The organism is Phaeobacter cretensis (assembly GCF_047372505.1).
GTDB lineage: Bacteria > Pseudomonadota > Alphaproteobacteria > Rhodobacterales > Rhodobacteraceae > Phaeobacter > Phaeobacter cretensis.
In genome coordinates, this window is record NZ_JBKBEU010000001.1 from 3523688 (window position 1) to 3548623 (window position 24936).

A 24936-nucleotide genomic window follows, 5' to 3' on the forward strand; every position below is an offset into this window, starting at 1 on the left:
TGCAAAACCCGCTATTGTCTTGAAATCTGACCAGTTGATCAAAAATCAAGGAATCGCCATGAGCCTCAGAGATGCTGCCGCCGCTGTTCGTGAAAATGCGCACGCGCCTTACTCCAATTTCAAAGTAGGGGCGGCAATCCGTGCGGCATCGGGCAAGATCTATGTGGGCTGTAATGTCGAAAATGTCGCCTATCCCGAAGGGACTTGCGCGGAGGCTGGAGCGATCGCTGCGATGGTTGCCGCGGGGGATACGCTGCTGGAGGCCGCGTATGTGATTGCGGATTGTCCTACTCCGATCCCGCCTTGCGGTGGTTGCCGCCAGAAATTGGCTGAATTTGGTGCGGCGGATGTGGCTGTTACGCTGGCTACGACCGATGGAGTGGAGCGAGAAACCACAATCGGTGACTTGCTGCCGGGGGCTTTTGACGCAGGCCATATGGAGCGGAGCTGAACCATGGATGCGCGCGCCATCATTGCCAGTTTGCGCCGGGGTGAAACGCCAAGCGACGGTGATCTGCGCTGGTTTGCCAAAGGGCTGGCTACCGGTGATGTTAGTGGCGCACAGGCAGGTGCATTTGCCATGGCGATTTGCTTGCAGGGACTTGGTGTGGATGCGCGGCGCGCGCTAACGCTTGCCATGCGCGACAGCGGTGATGTGCTGAATTGGGATTTGAGTGGCCCGGTGCTGGATAAGCACTCAACTGGCGGGGTGGGCGATTGTGTGTCGCTTTTGCTGGCGCCTGCTTTGGCAGAATGCGGTGCCTATGTTCCAATGATCTCGGGGCGAGGACTGGGCCACACGGGCGGCACGCTAGATAAGATGGAAGCGATTCCGGGCGTCAGCACACAGATCTCTGAACAGAAGCTGGTCGCGATGATGCAAAGCGTGAGCTGTGCCATTGTCGGGGCTACGGCGCAGATCGCACCGGCGGATAAACGGCTTTATGCAATCCGCGATGTGACGGCGACGGTCGACAGCCTGGATCTGATCACCGCATCGATCCTGTCAAAGAAATTGGCTGCAGGCACTGATGCTTTGGTGCTCGATGTCAAAATCGGTTCGGGCGCGTTTATGAAAACCCTTGAGGAGGCCGAAGCGCTGGCCCGCAGCCTTTGTGATACAGCCAATGCGGCTGGCTGTAGGACCTCAGCATTGATTACGGATATGAACCAACCGCTTGCGCCCGCGCTGGGCAACGCCTTGGAAGTTGCGGAGGTTATGCGTGTGCTGACCGGCGTTTCAGGCCAGACTGGCGCGCTGGCTGAGCTGACGGCGGCGCAGGGTGGCGTGCTATTGGCCCACGGTGGGTTGGCACCGGATGCCGAAGCCGGCGCCAAGATGATCCGTGAATCGATCGAAAGCGGTGCCGTTGCGACCCGTTTTGCCAGGATGATTGCCGAAATGGGTGGCCCGACCGGTTTTGTAGAGAACTGGCAGGACATTCTGCCAACCGCGCAGGTCATACGCCACATCACTGCTAAACAGTCTGGTTATGTCCTCGACATTGATGGCGAGGCGCTGGGCATGGCCGTGGTTCGGTTGGGCGGAGGACGTATGATCGAAAGCGATGTCGTCGATCCATCGGTAGGGCTGGCAAAGCTGGCCCCTTTGGGCGCAAATTTAGACAAGGGCGATCTGATTGGCGTTGTCCATGCCGCGGATGAGGCCACGGCCGATGCAGCGGAGGCGAGCCTGCGCGCGGCCTATGAGCTTTCCGATATAGCGCCAGAATTGCCGCCCTTGATCCACAAGAGGATCTCCTGATGCCCCGTGCCTTTCTCGTTGTGATGGACTCGGTTGGTATCGGTGGCGCGTCAGACGCTGGACGGTATTTCAACGGGGATCTGCCCGACCTTGGCGCCAATACCCTAGCCCATATTGCAAAGGCCTGTGCGGAGGGACGCGCTGAGGACGGCCGCACGGGCCCGCTGAAACTGCCAACGCTTGATGGCTGTGGTCTTGGGGCTGCAATCGCGCATGCCTCTGCCGTACCCTGCCCTGGTCTTGGAGGCGGTCCGCTTATGGGGCGTTGGGGGGCCGCGCGTGAGGTCAGCAATGGCAAGGATACACCGTCAGGTCACTGGGAATTGGCCGGCCTGCCGGTTCCTTGGGACTGGTGCTATTTTTCCGACCAGATGCCTGCTTTTCCAGAGGATTTGGTGGCACATGTCTGCGCTGCGGCTGGAACCGATGGGATTCTGGGAAACTGTCATGCCTCGGGGACGGCGATCATCGCAGAGCAGGGTGCCGCGCATATGCAGTCGGGCCTTCCGATCTGCTATACCTCTGGTGATAGCGTCTTTCAGATAGCGGCCCATGAAGACAGCTTTGGTCTCGACCGGTTGCTGGCGCTCTGCGAGGAAGTGGCGCCCTATCTTCATGCGATGAAAGTTGGCCGGGTCATTGCACGGCCATTTGTTGGCACTGCAGAGGCGGGGTTTCGGCGGACCACCAATCGGCGTGACTATGCCATCGCGCCACCGGCTCCGATCCTGACCAATTGGGTACAGGATGCCGGGCAGCGCGTGCATGGTATAGGCAAGATCGGTGATATCTTTTCCATGCAAGGGATTGATACGTTGAAAAAAGGGGATGATGCAACGTTGATGCAGCATCTTGAGAACGCTGTGGCCACTGCAGAAGAGGGCAGTCTGACCTTTGCTAATTTCGTGGAGTTTGACAGTCTCTACGGCCACTGTCGCGACGTTTCGGGCTATGCTAGGGCGCTGGAATGGTTCGATGGTAAGATGGCAAAACTGCTCACGCAGTTGCGTCCTGATGATCTGCTGATCCTAACTGCGGATCATGGCAATGATCCAAGTTGGCCCGGAACCGATCATACCCGCGAACAGGTGCCTGTTTTGATGGTAGGCGCAGGCATCGGGAAACTGGGCAGTCTTAATTTCGTCGATGTAGCTGCGACAGTCGCGGACCATCTGAACGTGCCTGCCCAAGGGCCAGGAAGATCGGTTTTGTCCGGATAACATTACCACCGTAGAAAAGAAGAGGGTGTATCCAGCCTCGGTCACGGCCCAGGTTTGTATATGGGTGATTTTGTATCCGATCGCTGCAGATCCACCTTGCCTGCCCTGAGGGGCAAAGACTAAGAGAGTTATAATTTCCCTGAAAGGAGTGCCGAATGTCCGATCATCTGACCGTTGTCGATCACCCGCTGGTGCAGCACAAGTTGACCTTGATGCGGGACAAGGGCACGTCGACCGCCGGGTTCCGGCGCTTGCTGCGTGAGATCACGCAGCTTCTGGCCTATGAGATCACCCGCGAAATGCCGCTGACGACGACAACCATCGATACGCCGATGGAAGAGATGGAAGCGCCGATTCTTGCAGGTAAGAAACTGGCGCTGGTGTCCATCTTGCGAGCTGGAAATGGTATGCTGGATGGCGTGCTGGAGCTGATCCCATCGGCGCGCGTCGGCTTCGTGGGCCTCTATCGGGATGAGGAAACTCTCCAGCCAGTACAATATTACTTCAAGGCGCCCGAAGGGTTGAAGGACCGTCTGGTGATTGCGGTTGATCCGATGCTCGCGACCGGCAACAGTTCGGCTGCGGCCATTGATTTGCTGAAAGAAGCAGGCGCAAATGATATCCGGTTCCTCTGTCTTTTGGCCTCTCCCGAAGGGGTGGATCGGATGAAGGAATTGCATCCGGATGTACCTATCGTGACCGCGTCCCTCGATCGTCAGCTGAACGAGAAGGGGTATATCTTGCCGGGTCTTGGTGACGCTGGTGACCGGATGTTTGGTACAAAGTAAGCGTTCGGATTGGCAGCTGCCGTCAATATGACGTTGGGGTGATCGGTGCTAATGAAACAGCGTCTCGGCGTGCAGGATTGGTAAATGGGGCGTCTGGGAGCAGGCGCCTTTTACTCATTCGAGTGACGTAGAACCGGTAGAATATGCTTGGAAGTTCGCACCGGGATGTCTCTGAGATCTTGCGGAAATTCGGGCAAAGCCTTCTTTACTAAGATTCGGTTTTCGGGCATCCTACCGCCATATCTTGTGGGGCTTTCCGATGACACTTACTAGAATTATTGCAAGTGCCTTGATCGCGGTGGCTGGCTTTGGCGGGGCCAAAGCGCAGACGATCCGTACCACTGAGCCCCCAGCTGAGTTCCCGCCGTCCTCTTACGAAGGCAAGCAGTATGTCGATAGCCGTGGATGTGTTTTCATCCGGGCGGGCATCGACGGCAACGTCACTTGGGTGCCCCGTGTCACCCGTAGCCGGAAACAATTGTGTGGCTTCGAGCCGACGCAGGTCGCGGCCGCGCCAAGCGTGCCAAGATCGGCATCTGCAACAACGCCAGAACTGATCACCCTGCCTGCAGAGCCGCGTGCGACCGGTATACAGAGCGGTGCTGCAACCGAAACATCGACACCCACAGTGATTGCCACGGCCCCGCCTCGCAGTGTGACCACTACGAAACCTCAACGCCGCGCAGTGCGGCAGGTCGTGCCTGCTCGCGTTGCTGCAACTGGGCGGACCACACCGCGCCGCCAACCTGTATTGGACGATGCCTACCGTGCGCCAGTTATTCCGAGCACCGAGGTTGTCACAAGCCAGGGTTATGATCGCTGCCGTGGAGCATCTGCGCTGAGCAAGCAATATATCAAACAAACAGGTAACGTTAGGTGCGGACCGCAGAATGGTGGGGTAGGGCTGTCGACTGTCCTTGATCCAAATACCCGGGTGGTTCCGAAACATGTCTATCAGGAACGCCAGCTAAGTCGTGGCTTGCAGGTGCCCAAGGGCTATCGCCGGGTTTGGGAAGATGATCGGCTCAACCCGCGCCGGGCTGAGATGTCGCTGGGCACTGTCCTCGCACGTGCCAATGGTGGTGTGCCGTCAGGCTATGCGCGCGTGACACGGCAGGATCGCAATAATCCGAACCGTGGTCCTCAGGAGACTGGGATATGGACGCGTACTGTCCCACAGAACGGTATTCGCCGTCCTGCTGATCGACCTGTGCTGACACTCGAAACCGGCCAGAGACAGCAAGCTGAAGTGGCTCCGGCGGAAGTGAATGAAGATATTTTTGTCACCCGCCTTTCGACACGGTCGGCACAACCAGATGGTACACAGGTGCGACGGCAATCTACGTCACGCTATGTGCGGGCGGCAACACTTGCAGATCTTACAAAAGCGGAAGCGGTCGCTCAACGCCTGCGTCAAAGGGGATTACCGGTGCGTATGGGGCGCGTGAGCCGGAATGGTCAATTGTTGCAGGTTGTGCTGGCAGGGCCGTTCGCGGCTGGTGACGCTGCACAATCGGCACTGTCCAAGGTCCGCTCTGCAGGATTTTCGGGCGCGCGGTTGAGCAGCAAGTAATCAACCGTGTTGGCTGCAGCTGTGCGACTTGCGATTGTCGAGTTGCTTACGGTGCAGGCAACAGTGTGGCGCCCTCGCAAGTCAGCGTAGCTGGTGTTCGCGTCAGCCGCAGATGCTTTGTAACTGGACCCAGTCGCGGTCATTCAGAACAGGCTGTAGCTCACGCCCGGCCATTGGATCTGCCTCGATCAGGCCAAGCACCGTCTCGCCAGTGATGTCCTGCGCATAGGCATAGGGACTGGACGGAACGGCTGCGCGGGCGAACTCGGCAAGGGTGGTCGCCTCATCTGGTGTTGGACGTGGCGCGCTGATGACGGTTTCAGCGTAGCGATCCAGCGTAGCGCGGGTCAACTCCCCTGTGGTCAACATCCTGAATGTCGCGCGGATCCCGCCAGCGGCCAGAAGTTCAGTCAGCGGATCTCGCTCGACGGCACGGGCGCGTTCTACCAGTACGGCACCTGCAGCCACCGCGGGATCCTCATAATCCTCCACTAAGTCGCGGTTTAGCAATACAATACCGCCTGGCAGATAAAGGCTGCTGGCCACGCCACTGCGCAGGATCACCAGTTGACGTACGTCCAGACGCGCCGCCAGTCGTTCCAGAATGGGTGCCGTCTCAAATGTGGTGCAGGCCTGACCTGAAACCCGCTCAATTCTACCAAGCAGCGCCTGGCCTAGGGCTTTGCGCTTGATATCTGGTACGACGTCGACAGTGTGTGAAAGCAGCGCATTGGGTAGCCAGAAAACTGCCAGCCCAGTGACGAGAGCCAGCCCGGACAGCAGTGTCACAGCACGAAGGCGGCCGGGGCGCGCGCGTGCGCGCGTGATGGCAGACTGCAGCCTATCGATGGCATCCAGCATTGCGGTCTCATCTTCGGCGATTTCCAGTGTTTCCCCTGGGTCGCCATAGGGATGGAACAGGGCTGGAAAACTACCGGGGTTTTGCCGTTCCAACGCTGCCAGCGACCAATGCGCCAGCGGTCGGTCATTCATATCGGCAATAGTCAGAGTTGCATCGCCAACCGAGACAATGACATCGCGCCTTTGCACATCGGGGGCCGCACGCCAAAGAGCGGCTGCTTCCAGTCGTTGATATTCCCGCAATGCCGTCATGAATATGTGGCGTCCTCACCGTCGATTATTCACAGAACAAATAGCACGCAGGTAACGACGTCAGCAATTGGCTTTGCTGCCGTTCGACGCTGCATTGTCTCAAGATCTCTGATTAGAGTGCCTTAGCTTGCTGTCGTAGCTCAAATTTCTGAATTTTACCGGTCGAGGTTTTGGGAAGTTCTTGGAATATCACCTGTTTCGGCGCTTTGAAGCCTGCCAGTGTTTCGCGGGCAAAGCGGATTAAATCTGCCGCCTCCACTGAAGCATCGGGTTTCAGTTCGACAAATGCGCAAGGCACCTCGCCCCATTTGTCATCCGGCTTGGCCACTACGGCCGCGAGGTTCACGGCCGGGTGACCCATCAGGACGCCTTCAACCTCAACCGAAGAGATGTTTTCGCCGCCCGAAATGATAATATCTTTGGCGCGATCGGCGATCTGGATATAGCCATCCGGGTGTTGCACAGCGATGTCCCCGGAGTGAAAATACCCTCCTTCAAACGCTTCCGCGGTAGCGTCTGGGTTCTTCAGGTATCCTTTCATCACGGAATTCCCGCGCATCACGATTTCGCCCTGTGCCTTGCCGTTCATCGAAATCTGCTGCATGTCGTCCGACATCACGGTGATATGGTCCATCATTGGGAAGGCGACGCCCTGCCGCGCCTTGATCTCTGCACGGCTTTGCTGATCAAGCCCGTCCCAGTTGTCCCCCTTCCAAAGGCACTCGGTGACATGGCCATAGGTTTCGGTCAGGCCGTACACTTGGGTGACATGAAAGCCAATCGCCTCAATCTTTTCTAGCGTCGCCGGGGCGGGGGGAGCGCCTGCAGTAAACACCTCGACAGTGTGCTCGAAGCTACGACGCTCCTCCTCTGGCGCATTTACCAGCATGTTGAGCACAATCGGGGCACCGCCAAAGTGTGTCACGCCTTCGTTTGCAATGGCGTTATAGATCATAGGCGCGGTGACATCGCGACAGCAGATCAGGGTTCCGCCTAGAACCGGCATCATCCATGTGTGGTTCCAGCCGTTGCAGTGAAACAGCGGCACAATCGCAAGATATTTGGGCTGCATGACCATCCGCCAGGAAATGACCGTGCCCATTGTCATCAGATAGGCACCACGGTGGTGATAGACGACCCCCTTTGGTCGGCCAGTGGTCCCCGAAGTATAGTTGAGCGCGAGACTCTCCCACTCATCCTGAGGCATGATCCAGTCAAAATCATTGGCTGCTGCGGCCAGAATGTCCTCATAGATGGGATGCCGTCCCGACGCTTTGTAACCTGCCTGATCATCGGGCACCTCAATAATCAAAGGTCCCGATCCGTCACACTCAGCTTTGGCTTGTTCAGCGAGAGACAGGAACTGGCTGTCTACAAGCACGACCTTGGCCTCTCCATGATTAAAAATATAGGCGACGGTGCTGATGTCGAGCCGTGTGTTGATGGTATTCAAAACCGCTCCACAAGCAGGCACACCAAAATGCGCCTCGGCTTGCGCTGGCAAGTTTGGGATCAAGGTCGCTACGACGTCTCCGGGCTGTACTCCCATGCCGACAAGGGCAGAGGCGAGCCGCGTACAGCGGTCGTAGTAAGCGGCATAACTTTTACGGTGGTTGCCGTAGACAACCGCAGGGACATCGGCAAACACCTGTGCCGCCCGGCGCAGATGCGACAGCGGCGTCAGTGGCACATAATTGGCAGCGGTCTTGTCCAGCCCGGCCTCGTCTGACATCCAACCCATTTTGTCCCCTCTCAAGATGATTCATGCGCTTCAACGCCAAGATATTGCGCAAAGTTACATACAATGAAAGCAGTAAGACATTTTTGTTTTGTTGGCAGAGGTTTTCTTTGATCATTAAACCGCTTAGCTTTGTCTTATGATCCTGTCGCCTGGCCGTTCCTATGTCTTTGTGCATATCCCTAAAACCGGGGGAACGGCGTTGTCGCTGGCGCTTGAGGCGCGTGCGATGGCTGATGACATAATGCTGGGGGATACGCCGAAGGCAACCAAGCGCAGACGGCGTCTTCAGGGCGTAGAAACGCGTGGGCGGCGTTGGAAACATTCGACACTGGCGGATATTGAGGGATTGTTGCCAGAGGTACAGTTGCGTCGACTATTCGCCTTCACTCTTGTACGCAATCCGTTTGACAGGGTGCTTAGCCTTTATCACTGGCTGCGTATGCAGACCTTTGATCACCCATCTGTGCCATTGGCCAAGGCTTTGGAATTTTCCGACTTTGCCTGCCACCCGATAATTCTGGCAGCGTTTCGTACCAATCCGTCGCGTACTTATATGCGTCACGCTGACGGTGTGGAGCAGTGTGATTGTTATATTCGGCTTGAGTATTTTAAGACGGATGCAGCTCCTCTCTTTGACCATTTGGGTTTTGAACTACAGTTGCCACGCGCCAATTTCTCGGATCGCCCGCGTGCCTGGCAGGATGCCTATTCGGATGGCGCCCGCTCAGCTGTAACAGAGGCCTGCGTCGAGGATCTTGTCCAGTTTGAATACTCTTTTAACGATTCACCGATAGACCAGTAGTCGAGCGATGGAATCACAGATCTTTCGGAGCACGTGTCAAATAGGCTCTCTCTGATCTCATTCTGTGAACATCGCTCCCCTGGGCGCGCGTCAAGGTGCCTAGCGGACGGGTAACGTTACGGGTCATGCAGAACGTATGGCTGCCTTGGTGAAAGGGAAAACCGATGCTGGATTGGCTGCTGAAACGCAAGCTCTCTCCGATGGCCGAGGCTCTGGCGACAGAGTACCCGTTGGTCGCAGCCGGGCAGGGCGGAATCCTGTCGGGCACCCATGTGGCCTCTCATTTAGGTTGGCGTCCGATTGAGGCGCTGACCGTGGGTGATATGGTCCTGACCTTTGACCATGGAATGCAACCCATAATCGATATCCACCGTGATACACTGTTACTCAGCAGCGGTGCACCCAATCCTCTAACATGCCCTGTCTATCTACCACAGGATGCGCTGAACAATCGTGCGCCGCTTTGGGTGATGCCTGATCAGGGTATCCTTATCGAGAGCGACCTGGCCTGTGACGAGCAGGGCGACCCCTTTAGCGTTGTTCCAGCCTGCGCGTTGGAAGGCTATCGCGGTATTCGCCGTTCAGAGCCTGACACGCGACTTGAAATCATCGTACCGCGGTTTGCTCAGGATGAAGTGATCTATCTGGAAGCAGGCCTTCTGGGCTTTTGCGTATCGCCGCGCGATATCTTGTCCTTTGACACACATGCGCGGCCAGATCTGTATCGCGTGCTAGAGCCAAACACCGCTCGTGAATTGATCATTGATATGATCACTGAGGAAGGCGTTTGGGCGACCAATTTGCCGATGGGACCAGGTGGTGATGGGGCAGCTGAATACGCGATGACAGCGTAAGACAGGCTGATCGCTACCATCCCAAAAAGACTAGACTCATAGAGAGCATGCTTTGGACGTGACCGTGTTTTGAATCAGTTTTTTCGTTTCAAAAAGGTTACTTGCAATGTTATCTTCATGTGAAAAGCGGCGCTTTGGAAAGGCGCCGCTTTTCTCGTTTTCAGGAAAGGACCTATCCCGCTCAGGCGGCCTTCACGGCCTCCGGGCTAAAGCGACCATAGAAAGATTGGCCTTTTTCGGCCATTTCGCGAAGTAGCGGCGGGAAGGTGAAACGCTCGCCATATTTCGCTGTTAGCTGGTCGCAGCGCTCGGCGGCATAAGGCGTACCGATGATGTCCAGCCAGCTGAGCGGACCACCGGACCAAGGCGCAAAGCCCCAGGCCAGAATAGCGCCGACGTCGCCTTCCCGGATGTCCATCAAAACACCTTCTTCCAACGCGCGCACTGCCTCCAGAACTTGCGCAAACATCAGGCGCTCCTGCACTTCGATCAGGTTAGGCTGTTCATCGGCCAGCGGGTATTTCTCTTGCATCCCGGCCCAATAGCCCTGACGCTTTCCTTTATCGTCGTAGTCAAAGAACCCCGCATTGGATTTGCGGCCCAGACGGCCCTGTTCTTCCATCCAGAAGATCAGATCATCCGCTGCACTTGCCGGGTAAGCATCCCCCATCGCTGCCTTGGTGGCGCGTGCGATCTTGGCACCCAGGTCAATCGATGTCTCATCAGTGAGCTGGATCGGACCGACAGGGAAACCCAGCTGGCGGGCTGCATTGTCGATCAGCGCTGGGGCGACGCCTTCAGTGATCATACGCGCGCCCTCATTCACATAAGGGATGATGCAGCGGTTGCAGTAGAAGAACCGGGCATCATTGACCACGATCGGTGTCTTGCGGATCTGACGGACGTAGTCCAGCGCTTTAGCCACCGCACGGTCACCTGTTTTCTCACCCTTGATGATCTCTACCAGGAACATTTTTTCAACCGGCGAGAAGAAGTGAATGCCGATGAATTGTTCAGGGCGCACGCTGGCCTCTGCCAGATCGGTGATCGGCAGCGTCGACGTGTTGGAGGCGAAGATACAGTCGTCGGGGACGATGGCCTCGACTTTCTTTGTCATCTCGGCTTTGATGTCAGGGTCTTCGAAAACCGCTTCAATGATCAGATCACACCCCTTTAGGTGGTCGAGATCTGTCGTCGCGGTGATGCATGACAGCATCGCCTCTTTTTTGTCGGCTGTGACCTTGCCGCGCTTGATCCCTTTATCGAGGTAGCTTTCGGAATAGGCCTTGCCCTTGTCGGCGGCTTCCTGATCCCGGTCGATCAGAACAACTTCCATTCCGGCCTGAGCTGACACCAAAGCGATCCCAGCGCCCATCATGCCCGCTCCCAGAACGCCGATCTTCTTGACGGATTGGTCTTCTATACCGGCGGGGCGTACCGCGCCTTTTTCCAGTGCTTCCTTGTTGAGGAAGAGGGAACGGATCATGGCCTCAGAAGAGGGGTTCATCAAGACATTGGTGAACCAGCGTGCTTCGATCTTCAGGGCGGTATCAAATGGTACCAGTGCGCCCTCGTAGACCGCACTCAGCAGCGCTTTGGCTGCGGGGAACGCACCAAAGGTCTTGCCGTGAACCATCGCCGCAGCCCCCAAGAATGTCATAAAACCCGCAGGGTGGTAGGGCGCGCCGCCGGGCATTTTATACCCTTTGGCATCCCAGGGCTTGATGATGTCGCTGTCCTTTGCTTCCAAAACCCAAGCGCGCGCTGCAGCCAGCGGATCCTCGACAACCTCATCCACAATGCCCGCGCCTTTGGCTTTCTTGGGATCGACCAGCTTACCTTCTAGCAGGAAGGGGGCAGCGGCCATCGCGCCCATTTTGCGCACCAGGCGGGTGGTGCCTCCTGCACCGGGGAAGATTCCAACCATGATTTCCGGGAGGCCAATCTTGGCTTTGGCATTGTCTGCAGCAAAAATGCGGTGTGTCGAGAGCGGCAGTTCGAGACCGATACCAACAGCGGTGCCAGGCAACGCGGCTGCAATAGGTTTGCCGCCTTTGTTGGTCTTAGGATCCATGCCGGCGCGTTCAATCTTGCGCAGACCTTCGTGCATTTTCATGATGCCTTCGAACAGACCGCGCGCTGGTTCGTCACCAGCATCTTCTTTCATTTTGGCCAGCACGTTCAGATCCATGCCTCCGGCAAAATCTTTCTTGCCAGAAGTGATGACGATACCTTTGACGGCATCGTCCTCCAAGGCGTCATCAACCAGCCCATCTAGGTCAAGCATGGCCTGGCCATTGAGAACGTTCATGGTTTTGCCAGGGCAGTCCCAAGTGATGATCGCGACGCCGTCGGCGTCTTTTGTCATTGTGAAATCAGACATATCTTATTCTCCTGCCGCCTGGGTTACACGCGTTCGATGATGGTGGCCGCGCCCATGCCGGACCCGATACACAGCGTCGCAAGACCGGTCTCACGGTCGCTGCGCTCCAGCTCGTCCAGCAAAGCGCCGAGGATCATTGCGCCGGTTGCCCCCAGTGGATGCCCCATTGCGATGGAGCCGCCGTTGACATTCACCTTGTCATGATCCACGTCAAACGCTTGTTCGAACCGCATCACAACACTTGCGAAGGCTTCGTTGACCTCAAACAGGTCGATGTCACCGATTTCCATGCCGTTGTCGTGCAGGATCTTCTCGGTAACAGGAACGGGGCCGGTCAGCATGATGGTTGGGTCGGTGCCAATCTTGGCGGTTGCCTTGATGCGTGCACGTGGCTTCAGGCCCATAGCTTCGCCGAATTCCTTGTCGCCGATCAGAACGGCAGCAGCGCCATCCACGATCCCGGAAGAGTTGCCCGCGTGATGGATGTGGTGGATCCGCTCCAGATGCGGGTATTTCAGCATGGCGATTTTGTCAAAGCCGGGCATCTGTTCGCCCATCATCTGGAATGCAGGGTTCAGACCACCCAGTGATTGCATGTCGGTACCGGGGCGCATGTATTCATCATGGTTGAGGATCGTAAGGCCATTGATGTCACGCACAGGAACGATGCTGCCCGCAAAGCGGTTGTCGTCCCAAGCAGCCTTGGCACGACGCTGAGATTCAACGGCCATAGCATCGGCTTCATCGCGCGAGAAACCGTATTCTGTAGCGATGATATCCGCGGAAATGCCCTGCGGCACAAAGTAGTTATCGATAGCGATTGCCGGATCAACGGCGATTGCACCACCATCCATGCCCATGGGCACACGGCTCATGGATTCTACGCCACCCGCGATATAGGCGTGGCCAGCACGCCCGCGTACTTGGTTGGCGGCCATATTCACGGCTTCCAAGCCAGAGGCGCAGAAGCGATTGATCGACACGCCGGGGATTGATTCATCCAGGTCTGAGGCCAGAACGGCTGTTCGCGCCAGGCAGGCACCCTGTTCGCCGACTTGGGTAACGTTGCCCCAGATCACATCTTCAACGGCGTGACCTTCCAGATTGTTACGCTCCTTGAGCGCGTTCAGTGCCACAGCGGAGAGGCGTGCGGCGGTCACTTCGTGCAGCGATCCATCCTTGCGGCCCTTGCCGCGCGGGGTGCGCACGGCATCGTAGATGTAAGCTTCGGTCATATCAGTCTCCTCAGGCTCGGTCCGACGGGTTGCCGGGCATTAGATCGTAAGGGGCTTTCCAGCCCGGTTGTGCGCTCAGCTGCGAAAGCCAAGCATCAATATGGGGCCATTCGGCACGGTCAAATCCGAAGGGCTCAGGGTAATAGAGATAAGAACAGCAGGTTAGGTCCGCGTTGGTCACGCCGCCACCGACAATCCAATCACGCCCATCCAAATGTTTGTCCAAAATGGCATAGGTAGCTTTCAAGCGTCCTTGCAGGAACGCGATTACCTCGGCAGGGCGATTGCCAGCTGGCATGAAGTTCATCAGAAACCGACACAACCCAGCATTGGAGGAGAGTTTGTGATTATCCCAAAGTTGCCACCGCAAGATTTCTCGCTTTTCCTCAGGTGTTTTGCCACCGAACTTGCCATAGGTCTCCGACAGGTATTGCTGGATGACCCCGGATTGGCTGAGTGTTAGATCGCCATCTACAAGAACCGGGCATTCTCCCATCTCGTTGACGTCGCTGCGAAAGGTATCGCCGCGCGTGCTGCCACTGAAAAAATCTACAAAAACGGGAGCCCACTCAATCCCTGCCATCTCTAGCGCCAGTGCCGATTTGTAAGAATGGCCGCTTTCTCCGAAGCAGTATAGTTTTATGCTCATATATGTTCTCCGGCTGTCGTTTCAGTGGGGGTTCACACGCCCACACCTCCGTGGAGTATTTGTGGAAAGATGACGGAGCGTTCACCCCGAATTAAGGTTGATGGCGAGAAAATGACGCTGCGGTACAGGTTGGAGAGCCGATGGCCGCGAAAGGTGACGGCGCGTCCGCCCATTAGGCGAACAGCTCGGGAGCAGGCGTGTCCCATCCTGTCATCTCTTCCCAAACACTCCCGCCGGAGGCGCTCCTGGTCCGCTGCCCTATATGACGCTGTCAATGTCACAGGAACCTCGCAATCAGTTCCTTCATGATTTCGTTGGTACCGCCGTAGATGCGCTGAACGCGGGCATCGGCCCACATCTCGGCCACGGCATATTCCTGCATGAAGCCATAACCACCATGTAGCTGAACACATTCATCGAGCACTTCGCCCTGCGTGTCGGTGATCCAGTATTTGGCCATGGCGGCCTTTTCTACGGACAGTTGGCCAGCAAGATGTTCGACCATACACTCGTCTAGAAACGCGCGCGCTACCTTGGTTTTTGTCTTACATTCTACCAGTTTGAACCGTGTGTTCTGGAACTGGGTGAGGGGGCCACCAAAGGCCTCGCGCTCTTTGCAATAGGCGATGGTGCGTTCTACCGCGCCTTCCATAGCTCCAACAGCGCCGCAGGCAATGATCAACCGTTCCTGAGGAAGCTGCTGCATCATCTGGTAGAAGCCCTGACCTTCGTCTCCGCCCAGGATGTTCTCCGGGGCTATTTCCACATTGTCGAAAAACAATTCAGACGTGTCAGCCGCGTGTAGGCCGACCTTGTCCAGGTTGCGGCCACGGCTGAAGCCGTCGGCATCATCGGTTTCCACTGCCACCAGTGAGATGCCCTTTGATCCCAAGGAGGGATCAGTCTTAGCAGCGACCAAGATCAAATTCGCATGCTGGCCGTTGGTGATGAAGGTTTTTTGACCACTCAGCCGGTAGGCATTGCCGTCTTTTATTGCTTTGGTTTTGATGCGTTGTACGTCAGAGCCGGTGGAGGGTTCGGTCATAGCCAGGGCACCGACCATCTCGCCTGTGATCATCTTGGGCAGCCAGCGCTGCTTTTGTTCTTCGGTCCCGTAGGCCAGCACGTAATGCGCGACGATACCAGAATGGATACCCTGGCCCCAGCTGGCCAGATTGGCACGGCTGCCCTCGATCAGGATTGCGGCTTCATGACCGAAATCACCGCCGACGCCACCATATTGTTCCGGCACGGATGGGCACAGCAAACCGAGCGCGCCAGCCTCGTTCCAAGTGGAGCGATCCATCATGCCTTGCTTGCGCCAGGTCTCGAATTTGGGAGCCCATTCGCGAGTGATAAACTGTGCGGTCATGTCAGCCAGCATCTGGTGTTCGTCGGTCATCCAGCTGGATTTGTGCTCTGGGCTCATGGAAATTCCCTTGGTGTTAAAACGTGCCTTAAGGCATCTGTTGTCTAGTGGTCGTGAGATGCGACCTATCGTTTACGATCCTCAAGCTCGGCGTTGAACAGCCGCAACCGGTGGGTCAGGTTCTCGTTGTCGGTAACGCTGTCGAAATTCTCAAACAGGAAAGACAACGCCTCACCTTCGTCGAGCCCCGCTTCCTGAGAAAATCGGCGCAACCGGCGATAGCCGTCTTCGGTCATAGCGACCGGAAGGCGACGCGTGAGGCGAAAGCGTTTGGGCATTGTCTCTCCTCCGATTTGGGTGCCCTGGAAGCTTGCACCAGGACCGCCCGTTTTTTTCGTGCCAATCCTGTCCGAAAATTCCGACAGGACACCCCGCGGGCCGGTGCTTAGAACTGATCCGCAGTCAGGGCCATCACCGTGTCGCCGCCAGTCTGAATGCGGCTGAGGTGCAGAGCGGTCGCGGGCAGGCGACGTGCCATGTAATAGCGTCCGGTTGCGATTTTTGTCTCGTAGAACGCGGCGTCAGAAGACCCAGCGTCAAGTTCAGTCTGTGCTGCTTTGGCCATCTCTGCCCACATCAATCCAAGGCAGACGTGACCGAACATGTGCATGAAGTCATAAGACCCCGACAGCGCATTGTTTGGATTGGTCATGCCGTTTTGCATGAAGTACATGCCTGCCGCCTGCAGATCTTTTGAAGCGGCTTTCAAAGGATCGATGAATTCCTTGCTGTAAGACTCAGATAAATCGGCGTTTTCCTTACAGAAGTTCTTAATCATCTCAAAGAAGGCCATGACATGTTTGCCGCCGTCCTGCGCCAGTTTTCGGCCAACGAGGTCAAGCGCTTGGACGCCATTCGCACCCTCATAGATCATCGCGATACGTGCATCACGGGTGTACTGCGACATGCCCCACTCTTCGATGTAACCGTGGCCGCCGTAGATTTGCTGGGCCTGAACGGTCATGTCGTAACCCTGATCGGTAAGGAAGCCTTTGATCACCGGGGTCAGCAGCGAGATCAGCCCGTCGGCGTCTTTGTCCTCGGCGCGATGCGCCTGATCGATCATCTTCGCGCCCCACAGGATAAAGGCCCGTGCCCCTTCGGCGAAGCTCTTCTGATCCATAAGGTTGCGTCGGATGTCGGGATGTACAATCAGCGGATCGGCGGGCCCTTCTGGGTTTTTAGCGCCGGTTACATCGCGGCCCTGAAGGCGGTCCTTGGCGTAGTCCAGCGCGTTCTGGTATGCGGCGTCGGCCTGTGCCAGACCTTGCATACCAACGCCCAGACGGGCCTCGTTCATCATGGTGAACATGGCGCGCATGCCCTTGTGCTCGGTGCCGAGAAGGTAACCGGTTGCACTGTCGTAGTTCATCACACAGGTCGAATTGCCGTGGATGCCCATCTTTTCTTCGATTTTGCCAACTGAAACGCCATTGCGTTCACCCAGTGAGCCGTCTTCGTTCACGAGAAACTTGGGCACGATAAAGAGCGAGACACCTTTGATACCATCGGGACCACCAGGGATTTTAGCCAGCACTAGATGGATGACATTATCGGCCATGTCGTGATCGCCCGACGAGATGAATATTTTCTGGCCGGTGATCTTGTAGCTGCCATCATCCTGCGGCTCCGCCTTCGTCCGCATCATGCCCAGATCGGTGCCGCAATGAGGCTCGGTCAGGTTCATGGTTCCGGTCCATTCGCAGGACACCATATTGGGGAGGTAGGTGTCTTTCTGTGCGTCGGTGCCATGTGCCAGGATCGCAGAGGCGGCACCATGAGTAAGACCCTGATACATGGTGAAGGCTTGGTTCGCAGCCGAGAACATCTCGCCCACTGCAGTGCCCATAACATAGGGCATGTTCTGACCGCCGTACTCTTCCGGCATGTCCAGACCAGTCCAACCGCCTTCTTTGACTTGTTCAAACGCAGCCTTGAAACCGGTCGGAGTATAGACCACGCCGTTTTCGAGGCGGCAGCCCTCAGTGTCGCCGACGGTGTTCAGAGGGTGCAGAACTTCGCTCGAGATCTTGCCAGCCTCTTCCAGCACGGCATTGGTAAAGTCGACATCCAGCTCGTTGTAGCCTGGAATGGCGGTTTCAGAGATCTTGAGAACATTGTGCAAGATGAACTGAGTGTCTTTGATCGGGGCGGTATAACTGGGCATCGCGGTCCTCGCTGTGGTTCTGCGGTGTCTGTCTGGATCGCCGATCCCGCATCGGGGACAGGCACATAATGAAAGTCGCGGTCTATTCCGCGGCTTCTTGTTTGGCGCTCATCGAAGCGATCACGCGGTCGCCCCAACGCAGTTGCTCTTTCAAATCATCGATTGCCTCGTTCAGCTCATCGCGCTGGCGTTCCATATCGGCGAGACGTTCGCAGGCGATGTCATAGGTGCGGGTCAGCTGCGTTAGCTGCTGGTCACCCATATGATAGAGGTTCAGGAGTTGCCGAATTTCCTCAAGGCTGAAGCCAAACCGCTTGCCGCGTAGGATCAGTTTGAGCCGCGCCTGATCGCGTTTTGTGAAGAGGCGTTTCTGACCCTCGCGGATCGGAAACAGCAACTCTTTGGCTTCGTAAAACCGTAGTGTGCGCGGCGTAACGCCGAACTCATCGCACATCTGGCGGATTGTCTTGGTTTCATCGGTCATCATCGTAACTCATAACTGAAAGGTTGTGAGGCTATGTTGAGCAGCTTGCCAAACGTTTACAACAATAAGTTGACGTTGACGTAAGTCGAACGCTGCGTCACTTTCTTAGGTGACGTAGGATCCGGTTAAATGACGTAACGTCGCTTAAACCTTGATATTGATATATGACCCATAAAATTGGGTTTCCATCGGATTTCCTAGATAATAAAGCCGGAATTTTTGCCTGAAATATGTCCGGTTTGTCCGGAGAGGGTCCTTGCTTAGCGATCGTGAAACCACCGAACACCCCCAAAAACGATAAATGCTCCACCGGTCTGGCGGAGCGCTTAAGTTTTCAAAACCATCTGAAATCTGCTCATTTGCGGGGCGTCGTTAGGCGTCCTGTGCCAGCAAGTTTAGCGTGGTAGCCCGCAGATCGTGAAGCTCTTGCAGGGCCTCATCCAACTGCTCACGTTGTTTGAGCAGCTCTCCCATCTGCCGGTCAGCCATCTCTACAAAAGCGCGGCTCTGTGCCTCATCGCCCTCATTTTCATAAATCAGGAGCCACTGGCGGATTTCCTCAAGCTGAAAGCCGAACTTGCGTCCACGCATGATCAGCTTCATTCGCGCGCGTTCACGGGCTCCGTAAAAACGGGACCGGCCTTCGCGGTCCGGCTGCAACAATTCGATGTACTCATAGTAGCGAAGCGTGCGCGGGGTCACGTCGAATTCGCTGCACATCTCCTTGAATGACAATTTCTGTTCGGTCATTCCCAAATCTCCCTTAAGGGCAAACTAATCACAACAGGCAGGTGGTTCAACCGCAGGGTTGCTCTTCGATCAAGGTATGGCTGATAAAGAGTGAAACAATACAACGGGGAAGCCCATGGTCGACAAGACGGAACTGGCGCGGCAGTTCATCGAAGCAATTCCACATGCAAAGGAATTGGGGATGAAACTTACCGATCTGGGGGATGGCTCCGCCGAAATTATTATGCCCTATGACGAGAAACTGATCGGCGATCCGGAAACAGGGGTGATCCATGGCGGAGCGGTGTCGGCCTTGATGGATACATGTTGTGGTGCTGCAGTGATGTGCCATCCGTCGGGGCCCGGTGGAACCGCGACGATGGATCTGCGCATAGATTACATGCGTGGGGCGACGCCCGGACAGCGGATTGTTACGCGTGCGACCTGCCACCACATGACCCGCAATGTGGCTTTTGTCCGCGCAACTGCCATGGACGAAGATGAGGAACATCCGGTTGCAACAGCGGTCGGCGCATTCACGGTGGAGGTCAAGTTTTGAGCCGCGCCCGTCCTGAACCGGTACAGGTGGTGAAACAGCGGCGCGATGCGGCTCTTGCGGCATTGGTGGAATCGGTGCCCTATGCCCGTTTTCTCAACATCACCTTTGATCGCCGAGGCGATGAGCTAACGGCGCAGCTGAATTTCGACCAGAAAATTATTGGCAATCCCTTCCTCCCGGCGATCCATGGTGGGGTGACAGCGGCGTTTTTGGAAATGACGGCTGTGATGACGCTGACCTGGGCTAACCTGTGGGAGCGCATTGAGAATGGCAGTCTCGACGCAGATGAATTGACCGCTGGAAAGCTGCCTCGCCAACCCAAGACCATTGATTTCACAGTGGACTACCTGCGTTCCGGTTTGCCGCGTGATGCCTACGCGCGTGCGACTGTGTCACGGTCAGGTCGACGTTATGCGTCCGTGCATGTGGCAGCATGGCAGGATCACAAAGACAAGCTATTTGCTCAGGCAACGGGCCATTTCCTGATGCCACAAGACGCCGCCACGCTAGACACGGCCTCGCCTGAATTTGTGTCGGGCATACCGTCAGACAGTAAGGGCTAGGGAAGAATGGGTATGGCCAAATCTGAGGTGCCGGAGCAGATCAGCCATGCACGTGTGCTTAAGATTGCTCTGCCGATTGTGCTGTCCAATGCAACCGTGCCTATTTTGGGAGCGGTAGATACCGGGGTTGTCGGCCAGATGGGACTGGCCGCGCCGATCGGAGCGGTTGGCATTGGCGCTGTCATTTTGGCGACGATCTACTGGATTTTCGGGTTTCTGCGGATGGGCACCACGGGACTGGCGGCGCAGGCACGCGGCGCCGGTGATTGGGCTGAAACCGGTGCTCTTTTAACCCGTGGTATCCTGCTGGCGTTTGCAGCTGGCGCGGCTTTCATCATAGGGCAGGCCGGGGTGTTTTGGGGTGCCTTTGCGCTTGCCCCAGCCAGCGTCGAGGTGGAGAGCCTAGCGCGCGACTATTTGGAAATCCGCATTTGGGGCGCACCTGCGACTATCGCGCTTTATGCCGTGACAGGGTGGTTGATCGCCGTTGAGCGCACACGCGGCGTATTCATCCTGCAGATCTGGATGAACGGTCTCAATATCCTGTTGGATTTGTGGTTTGTGCTGGGGCTGGATTGGGGCGTTGAAGGCGTTGCGATTGCCACCTTGATTGCAGAATGGAGCGGACTGGCGCTTGGGCTGTGGCTGTGTCGCGACGCCTTCGCCGGAAGTCAGTGGTGCAACTGGGCCCGTGTTTTTGACCCGGCGAGATTGAAACGGATGATGCAGGTCAATACTGACATCATGATCCGCTCGGTGCTCTTGACCGGCTCCTTTACCACCTTTCTGTTTATTGGCGCAGATCTCGGGGATGTGACCCTTGCAGCCAATCAGGTGCTGCTGCAATTCGTTGAAATCACAGCCTTTGCCCTAGATGGTTTTGCCTTCTCTGCAGAGGCTTTGGTGGGCAGCGCGGTTGGCTCCAAAGCGAGAACGCAGCTGCGCCAAGCAGCCGTGATCTCCAGCCAGTGGGCCATTGGCGGAGCAGCTGCGCTGACACTGATGATCTTGTTGGGTGGCGCTTGGGTGATTGATTTGATGTCCACCTCGGAAGCGGTACGAGCTGCGGGGCGTGATTATTTGATCTGGGCCGCACTGCTGCCGCTGATCAGCGTGGCGAGTTATATGTTCGACGGAATTTACATTGGCGCAACATGGACCCGCGATATGCGGAACTCGGTTATACAATCGGTGGTTCTCTACATAGGGGCTCTGCTGATTTTGGTACCGACACTGGGCAATCACGGGCTTTGGGCTGCGTTGATGGTATTGAACTTGGCCAGAGGTCTGACGCTCGCCCTGCGCTACCCGCGGCTTGAGACGCAAATCGGGGGATAGGTGCTGGGATTGGACAGAACATCACCCCGGAAACCTATGGGTCCCGGAGCGGTTGTTACAAGAGTTGGTTCAATGCTTCGGTCGGGCGACCGATCACAGCCGTTGATTGGGTTATCGCGATTGGACGTTCAATCAGTATCGGATTTTCTGACATAGCCGCGATCAGGGGTGCGTCACCATCTGACGCGTTAAGTTTTTGCTCTTTAAAGATCTTTTCGCCAGTGCGCATCATCTCAATTGCGGTGATGCCAAGCTTTGCAACGACTTCAGTTAGCTCAGCAACCGACGGAGCGTCTTTGAGGTAAAGCCGAACCGCGATTTCTGCGCCGCCGTCCTCAAGCAGGGCGAGGCCTGCGCGGGATTTTGAGCAGCGCGGGTTGTGCCAATAGGTGATCATAACCAGTCTCCGCGTTTGCTGCCCACAGCGTCTGCGACATTGGCATAGCCATCACGCTCAAGCAGATCATCCAGGCCACGTGCTATTTTACCTGCCAAGGACAGCCCGCTGTAGACCATGGCGGTGTAGAACTGGACGGCTGAGGCCCCGGCGCAGATCTTGGCGTAAGCCTGTTCGGCATTTGCGATTCCGCCAACCCCGACCAATGGTACTCGACCATCTAGCAATTCAGACAATTGCGCCAACACGCGGGTGGATTTTTCAAACAGAGGCGCGCCGGACAGCCCACCCATTTCGCCACGGTGGGCGCTGCGCAACCCGTCGCGATCAAGCGTGGTATTGGTTGCAATAATGGCGTCAATACCTGTTTTGATTGCAACCTCGGCAATATCCGCGATTCCTGCAGGATCGAGGTCGGGGGCAATTTTCAGGAACACTGGGATATGCTTGTCCAGATCATCGCGGGTTTTGACTACGCCACTAAGGAGCGCAGATAGCGCAGCTTTGCCCTGAAGATCCCGCAGTTTTTCGGTGTTTGGAGACGAGACATTAACGGTGGCGAAATCCAGATGAGCGCCGCAATGGTCCAACACCTTGGCAAAATCTTCGGCGCGGTCGTCACTATCCTTGTTGGCACCAAGGTTGAGACCGATCACCGCATCGCGGGGCCGGGCCGCAAGGCGTTGTCCTATCACCTCCATGCCTTCGTTGTTAAAACCAAACCGATTGATCGCGGCATGATCTTCCGTCAAGCGAAACAAGCGCGGTTTTGGGTTGCCGGGTTGCGGGCGTGGGGTCGCGGCGCCCACTTCGATAAAGCCAAATCCTGCCTGGCTGAGCGGGCGTAGCGCCTCAGCGTTTTTGTCAAAGCCCGCAGCAAGCCCAACGGGGTTTGGCAGATTGAGGCCTGCAATCTGAGTGGCAAGCCGGGGTGATATCACCGGACCGGGAGCAGGGGTTAGCCCCAGTTTCAACGCCTTGATCGACAGGCCATGAGCCGCCTCGGGATCGCATTTGTGCAGGGCACCAAGGGCGAGACGTTCAACCAGGTTCACGCCATGTCCTCCGGAAATTGATGGCGTCCGTCCACTAACGGGAGCGGTTTGGCCCAGATCACATCATCCATGGTCATCTTGCGATAGAGATGTGGGAATTCTGCTCCGCCGCGGGAGACTTCCCAGCGTAGGTCAGAGCCCAGCTGGTCGGCGTCAAGGGCGATCAACCACAGACCGACGGCCCCGGCAAAATGCTTGGCGGCGGTCTCCTGGGATTGGCTGGCAGTGGAGAAATGAATGTAGCCATCACTCAGGTCGATGGGAGCGCCGAGCGTCTCGCCCTCTGTCTGAAGCACAGTCCATTCGTCGGTACGGAAAATCTTGAAGATGAGCATGGCGCGGTGATGCCCTGAGGGCGAAGGTGAATCAAGGCTGAATATTACTCACCTTGACGTAAAGGCAGCACGTTGAGGGATTTTTCCCCTTTGACTGTTTGGGGATTTCGCCGCACCATTCGCCCAATAAAACAAGCCAGGGGAGTTTTATTCCATGATGACGCGTTTTCTGACGTCTGTAGCCGCACTTGGCCTGACGGCTGGCGTAGCGGCAGCGGACTACAAGCTGACCATTCTGCACACCAACGACTTTCATGACCGGTTTGATCCGATCAGCAAGTATGATGGGCCCTGTTCGGCCGAGGACAACACCGAAGGCAAGTGTTTCGGCGGTATCGCGCGGATGATCACCGCCATTGACGCGGCACGCGCGCGTGCGGGTGACAACCAACTGCTGTTGGATGCGGGCGATTGGTTCCAGGGGTCGCTCTATTATACGCAATATGGCGGCGCGATGGTTGCCGAGTTCATGACGCAGCTTGAGTATGACGCGATGGCGGTGGGCAACCACGAATTTGACGATGGTCCCGAAGGGCTAGCCGAGTTCCTCGACAATGTCAGCTTTCCGGTCTTGTCAGCCAATATCGACGTCAGCGGCAACAATCTGCTGGCCGGGAAGGTCTCAAAATCGGTGACGCTTGACGTCGGCGGCGAGCAGGTTGGCATCGTGTCGGTTCTCGCCGTGGACACAAGCGAGACGTCCTCGCCCGGACCATCCGTCATTTTCTCGCCCACGGTAGATGCCGCACAGGCAGAGATTGATGCGTTGGAGGCGGACGGGGTGAACAAGATCATTCTGCTCACTCATGTCGGCCTTTCCGAGGACATGCGCCTTGCCGAGGCGCTGAGCGGCGTGGACCTGATTATCGGCGGGCATTCGCACACCTTGCTGAGCAATACAGCAGAGCGTGCCGCAGGGCCTTACCCCACCATGGTGAACAGCGTGCCGATTGTGCAGGCCTATGCCTATAGCAAGTACCTTGGTGAGCTGAATGTGACCTTTGACGATGCTGGTGTCGTGACCGAAATCGTGGGCGAGCCGATCCTGCTGGATGCCTCTGTGACAGAGGACGCAACCGCGGTTGCACGTGTGGCCGAGCTTGCCAAGCCGCTGGAAGAGTTGCGCAACAAGGTGGTGACGACGATCAATGAACCGCTTGGCGGGGATCGCGCGGTATGCCGGGCGCAGGAATGTTCGATGGGCACGCTGATTACGGATGCGATGTTGGCGCGGGTGGCCGATCAGGGTATTCAGGTTGCAATCCAGAACGGCGGTGGCATCCGCGCATCGATTGATGCGGGAGAAGTGACGATGGGCGAGGTGCTGACGGTTCTGCCGTTCCAGAACACGCTGTCAACCTTTGAGGTCAGCGGTGCCACGCTGGTCGCGGCACTTGAGAACGGTGTGAGCAAGCTCGAAGAGGGTGCCGGGCGTTTCCCGCAGGTAGCGGGGATGACCTATACGCTGGATGCAAGCCAGCCCGCCGGCAGCCGGATCAGCGATGTGATGGTCGCAGGTGCGCCGATTGAAATGGATACGGTGTATGGCGTTGTGTCCAACAACTATGTGCGCAATGGCGGGGACGGCTACAAGATGTTCCGCGACGCGGCGAATGCCTATGACTTTGGCCCCGATCTGGCCGATGTGACGGCGGAGTATCTGGCGGAAAACGCGCCCTACAAGCCCTATACGGACGGCCGTATCAGCCAGAAGTAACCAACCACCGCTGGCTATGGATGGCAGAGAAAATACCAGA

At 56.7% G+C, this 24936-nt stretch carries 24 protein-coding genes; 11 read left to right on the forward strand and 13 right to left on the reverse strand.

The features are described from left to right. Positions 1-34: 34 nt before the first annotated feature. The 5 genes from ACEWZM_RS16690 (at position 35) to ACEWZM_RS16710 (ending at position 5346) form a co-directional block, all read left to right on the forward strand. Positions 35-451: a cytidine deaminase gene (locus tag ACEWZM_RS16690; RefSeq protein ID WP_414007507.1), complete on the forward strand. Its 417-nt coding sequence runs from the start codon at positions 35-37 to the stop codon at positions 449-451. A 3-nt stretch (positions 452-454) separates the two neighbouring features. After that, positions 455-1765: a thymidine phosphorylase gene (locus ACEWZM_RS16695; protein ID WP_414007508.1), complete on the forward strand. Its 1311-nt coding sequence runs from the start codon at positions 455-457 to the stop codon at positions 1763-1765. Beyond that, positions 1765-2985: a phosphopentomutase gene (locus ACEWZM_RS16700; protein ID WP_414007509.1), complete on the forward strand. Its 1221-nt coding sequence runs from the start codon at positions 1765-1767 to the stop codon at positions 2983-2985. The genes ACEWZM_RS16695 and ACEWZM_RS16700 overlap by 1 nt, the downstream gene beginning before the upstream one ends. Before the next feature lie 155 nt (positions 2986-3140). Beyond that, a complete protein-coding gene (gene upp, locus ACEWZM_RS16705) occupies positions 3141-3773 on the forward strand; it encodes a uracil phosphoribosyltransferase (RefSeq protein ID WP_414007510.1) in 633 nt (210 codons plus the stop codon). Between the two features lie 259 nt (positions 3774-4032). Next, entirely contained in the window at positions 4033-5346 is a 1314-nt protein-coding gene (locus ACEWZM_RS16710) for an SPOR domain-containing protein (RefSeq protein WP_414007511.1), read from the forward strand. Between the two features lie 102 nt (positions 5347-5448). Here the strand turns inward: ACEWZM_RS16710 and ACEWZM_RS16715 are convergent, their stop codons facing one another. Both ACEWZM_RS16715 and ACEWZM_RS16720 read right to left on the reverse strand, forming a co-directional pair. After that, positions 5449-6459, reverse strand: coding sequence for a hypothetical protein (locus ACEWZM_RS16715; protein WP_414007512.1), 1011 nt, complete (start codon positions 6457-6459; stop codon positions 5449-5451). Positions 6460-6571: 112 nt separating this feature from the next. Then, complete coding sequence (locus ACEWZM_RS16720; RefSeq protein WP_414007513.1) at positions 6572-8200, reverse strand: AMP-binding protein; 1629 nt, start codon at positions 8198-8200, stop codon at positions 6572-6574. 136 nt (positions 8201-8336) lie between these two features. Between ACEWZM_RS16720 and ACEWZM_RS16725 the strand changes: the two genes are divergently transcribed. After that, entirely contained in the window at positions 8337-9002 is a 666-nt protein-coding gene (locus ACEWZM_RS16725; RefSeq protein ID WP_414007514.1) for a sulfotransferase family 2 domain-containing protein, read from the forward strand. Between the two features lie 164 nt (positions 9003-9166). Beyond that, positions 9167-9856: a Hint domain-containing protein gene (locus tag ACEWZM_RS16730; RefSeq protein ID WP_414007515.1), complete on the forward strand. Its 690-nt coding sequence runs from the start codon at positions 9167-9169 to the stop codon at positions 9854-9856. Between the two features lie 181 nt (positions 9857-10037). Here ACEWZM_RS16730 and ACEWZM_RS16735 read toward each other — a convergent pair whose 3' ends face one another. From ACEWZM_RS16735 to ACEWZM_RS16770, 8 genes are all read right to left on the reverse strand, one after another. Beyond that, complete coding sequence (locus ACEWZM_RS16735) at positions 10038-12239, reverse strand: 3-hydroxyacyl-CoA dehydrogenase NAD-binding domain-containing protein (RefSeq protein ID WP_414007516.1); 2202 nt, start codon at positions 12237-12239, stop codon at positions 10038-10040. 23 nt (positions 12240-12262) lie between these two features. Beyond that, positions 12263-13474 carry an acetyl-CoA C-acetyltransferase gene (locus ACEWZM_RS16740; protein WP_414007517.1) on the reverse strand — a complete coding sequence of 404 codons (1212 nt, stop codon included), beginning with the start codon at positions 13472-13474 and terminating at the stop codon, positions 12263-12265. Between the two features lie 10 nt (positions 13475-13484). Continuing rightward, positions 13485-14123, reverse strand: coding sequence for a glutathione S-transferase family protein (locus ACEWZM_RS16745; RefSeq protein ID WP_414007518.1), 639 nt, complete (start codon positions 14121-14123; stop codon positions 13485-13487). Positions 14124-14400: 277 nt separating this feature from the next. Next, positions 14401-15552: an acyl-CoA dehydrogenase family protein gene (locus ACEWZM_RS16750; RefSeq protein WP_414007519.1), complete on the reverse strand. Its 1152-nt coding sequence runs from the start codon at positions 15550-15552 to the stop codon at positions 14401-14403. Positions 15553-15617: 65 nt separating this feature from the next. Beyond that, on the reverse strand, positions 15618-15830 hold the full coding sequence (locus tag ACEWZM_RS16755; RefSeq protein WP_414007520.1) for a hypothetical protein: 213 nt from the start codon (positions 15828-15830) through the stop codon (positions 15618-15620). A gap of 107 nt (positions 15831-15937) precedes the next feature. Continuing rightward, positions 15938-17719, reverse strand: coding sequence for an acyl-CoA dehydrogenase C-terminal domain-containing protein (locus ACEWZM_RS16760; protein ID WP_414007521.1), 1782 nt, complete (start codon positions 17717-17719; stop codon positions 15938-15940). Positions 17720-17801: 82 nt separating this feature from the next. Next, positions 17802-18203, reverse strand: coding sequence for a MerR family transcriptional regulator (locus ACEWZM_RS16765; protein WP_414008066.1), 402 nt, complete (start codon positions 18201-18203; stop codon positions 17802-17804). A 372-nt stretch (positions 18204-18575) separates the two neighbouring features. Beyond that, positions 18576-18953 carry a MerR family transcriptional regulator gene (locus ACEWZM_RS16770; RefSeq protein WP_414007522.1) on the reverse strand — a complete coding sequence of 126 codons (378 nt, stop codon included), beginning with the start codon at positions 18951-18953 and terminating at the stop codon, positions 18576-18578. Between the two features lie 115 nt (positions 18954-19068). Here ACEWZM_RS16770 and ACEWZM_RS16775 point away from each other — a divergent pair, with 115 nt between their 5' ends. From ACEWZM_RS16775 to ACEWZM_RS16785, 3 genes are read left to right on the forward strand one after another with little or no spacing between them, the layout of a single operon-like run. Next, positions 19069-19491, forward strand: coding sequence for a PaaI family thioesterase (locus ACEWZM_RS16775; protein ID WP_414007523.1), 423 nt, complete (start codon positions 19069-19071; stop codon positions 19489-19491). After that, positions 19488-20054, forward strand: coding sequence for a PaaI family thioesterase (locus ACEWZM_RS16780; protein WP_414007524.1), 567 nt, complete (start codon positions 19488-19490; stop codon positions 20052-20054). The genes ACEWZM_RS16775 and ACEWZM_RS16780 overlap by 4 nt, the downstream gene beginning before the upstream one ends. A 12-nt stretch (positions 20055-20066) precedes the next feature. Then, positions 20067-21392: an MATE family efflux transporter gene (locus ACEWZM_RS16785; protein WP_414007525.1), complete on the forward strand. Its 1326-nt coding sequence runs from the start codon at positions 20067-20069 to the stop codon at positions 21390-21392. Positions 21393-21447: 55 nt separating this feature from the next. On the opposite strand, the gene arsC is transcribed toward ACEWZM_RS16785, so the two are convergent. Genes arsC through ACEWZM_RS16800 form a run of 3 tightly spaced genes read right to left on the reverse strand, consistent with a single transcriptional unit; the run spans position 21448 to position 23179 of the window. After that, a complete protein-coding gene (gene arsC, locus ACEWZM_RS16790) occupies positions 21448-21789 on the reverse strand; it encodes an arsenate reductase (glutaredoxin) (protein WP_414007526.1) in 342 nt (113 codons plus the stop codon). Beyond that, positions 21786-22844 carry a quinone-dependent dihydroorotate dehydrogenase gene (locus ACEWZM_RS16795; protein WP_414007527.1) on the reverse strand — a complete coding sequence of 353 codons (1059 nt, stop codon included), beginning with the start codon at positions 22842-22844 and terminating at the stop codon, positions 21786-21788. Before ACEWZM_RS16795 ends, arsC begins: the two co-directional genes overlap by 4 nt. Then, the gene (locus ACEWZM_RS16800) at positions 22841-23179 is read right to left on the reverse strand and encodes a DUF952 domain-containing protein (protein ID WP_414007528.1); all 339 of its coding nucleotides are present in this window, start codon (positions 23177-23179) and stop codon (positions 22841-22843) included. The genes ACEWZM_RS16795 and ACEWZM_RS16800 overlap by 4 nt, the downstream gene beginning before the upstream one ends. Positions 23180-23333: 154 nt before the next feature. Here ACEWZM_RS16800 and ACEWZM_RS16805 point away from each other — a divergent pair, with 154 nt between their 5' ends. Continuing rightward, entirely contained in the window at positions 23334-24896 is a 1563-nt protein-coding gene (locus ACEWZM_RS16805; protein ID WP_414007529.1) for a bifunctional metallophosphatase/5'-nucleotidase, read from the forward strand. The last annotated feature ends 40 nt before the right edge of the window (positions 24897-24936 follow it).

Coding starts and splice junctions, on each gene's coding strand:
- ACEWZM_RS16725 (WP_414007514.1), top strand. CDS start 8,337: ATGATCCTGTCGCCTGGCCGTTCCTATGTCTTTGTGCATATCCCTAAA.
- ACEWZM_RS16715 (WP_414007512.1), bottom strand. CDS start 6,459: ATGACGGCATTGCGGGAATATCAACGACTGGAAGCAGCCGCTCTTTGG.
- ACEWZM_RS16760 (WP_414007521.1), bottom strand. CDS start 17,719: ATGCCCAGTTATACCGCCCCGATCAAAGACACTCAGTTCATCTTGCAC.
- ACEWZM_RS16695 (WP_414007508.1), top strand. CDS start 455: ATGGATGCGCGCGCCATCATTGCCAGTTTGCGCCGGGGTGAAACGCCA.
- ACEWZM_RS16770 (WP_414007522.1), bottom strand. CDS start 18,953: ATGACCGAACAGAAATTGTCATTCAAGGAGATGTGCAGCGAATTCGAC.
- ACEWZM_RS16745 (WP_414007518.1), bottom strand. CDS start 14,123: ATGAGCATAAAACTATACTGCTTCGGAGAAAGCGGCCATTCTTACAAA.
- ACEWZM_RS16730 (WP_414007515.1), top strand. CDS start 9,167: ATGCTGGATTGGCTGCTGAAACGCAAGCTCTCTCCGATGGCCGAGGCT.
- ACEWZM_RS16735 (WP_414007516.1), bottom strand. CDS start 12,239: ATGTCTGATTTCACAATGACAAAAGACGCCGACGGCGTCGCGATCATC.
- upp (WP_414007510.1), top strand. CDS start 3,141: ATGTCCGATCATCTGACCGTTGTCGATCACCCGCTGGTGCAGCACAAG.
- ACEWZM_RS16800 (WP_414007528.1), bottom strand. CDS start 23,179: ATGCTCATCTTCAAGATTTTCCGTACCGACGAATGGACTGTGCTTCAG.
- ACEWZM_RS16710 (WP_414007511.1), top strand. CDS start 4,033: ATGACACTTACTAGAATTATTGCAAGTGCCTTGATCGCGGTGGCTGGC.
- ACEWZM_RS16700 (WP_414007509.1), top strand. CDS start 1,765: ATGCCCCGTGCCTTTCTCGTTGTGATGGACTCGGTTGGTATCGGTGGC.
- ACEWZM_RS16805 (WP_414007529.1), top strand. CDS start 23,334: ATGATGACGCGTTTTCTGACGTCTGTAGCCGCACTTGGCCTGACGGCT.
- arsC (WP_414007526.1), bottom strand. CDS start 21,789: ATGATCACCTATTGGCACAACCCGCGCTGCTCAAAATCCCGCGCAGGC.
- ACEWZM_RS16740 (WP_414007517.1), bottom strand. CDS start 13,474: ATGACCGAAGCTTACATCTACGATGCCGTGCGCACCCCGCGCGGCAAG.
- ACEWZM_RS16775 (WP_414007523.1), top strand. CDS start 19,069: ATGGTCGACAAGACGGAACTGGCGCGGCAGTTCATCGAAGCAATTCCA.
- ACEWZM_RS16750 (WP_414007519.1), bottom strand. CDS start 15,552: ATGAGCCCAGAGCACAAATCCAGCTGGATGACCGACGAACACCAGATG.
- ACEWZM_RS16785 (WP_414007525.1), top strand. CDS start 20,067: ATGGCCAAATCTGAGGTGCCGGAGCAGATCAGCCATGCACGTGTGCTT.
- ACEWZM_RS16765 (WP_414008066.1), bottom strand. CDS start 18,203: ATGACCGATGAAACCAAGACAATCCGCCAGATGTGCGATGAGTTCGGC.
- ACEWZM_RS16755 (WP_414007520.1), bottom strand. CDS start 15,830: ATGCCCAAACGCTTTCGCCTCACGCGTCGCCTTCCGGTCGCTATGACC.
- ACEWZM_RS16720 (WP_414007513.1), bottom strand. CDS start 8,200: ATGGGTTGGATGTCAGACGAGGCCGGGCTGGACAAGACCGCTGCCAAT.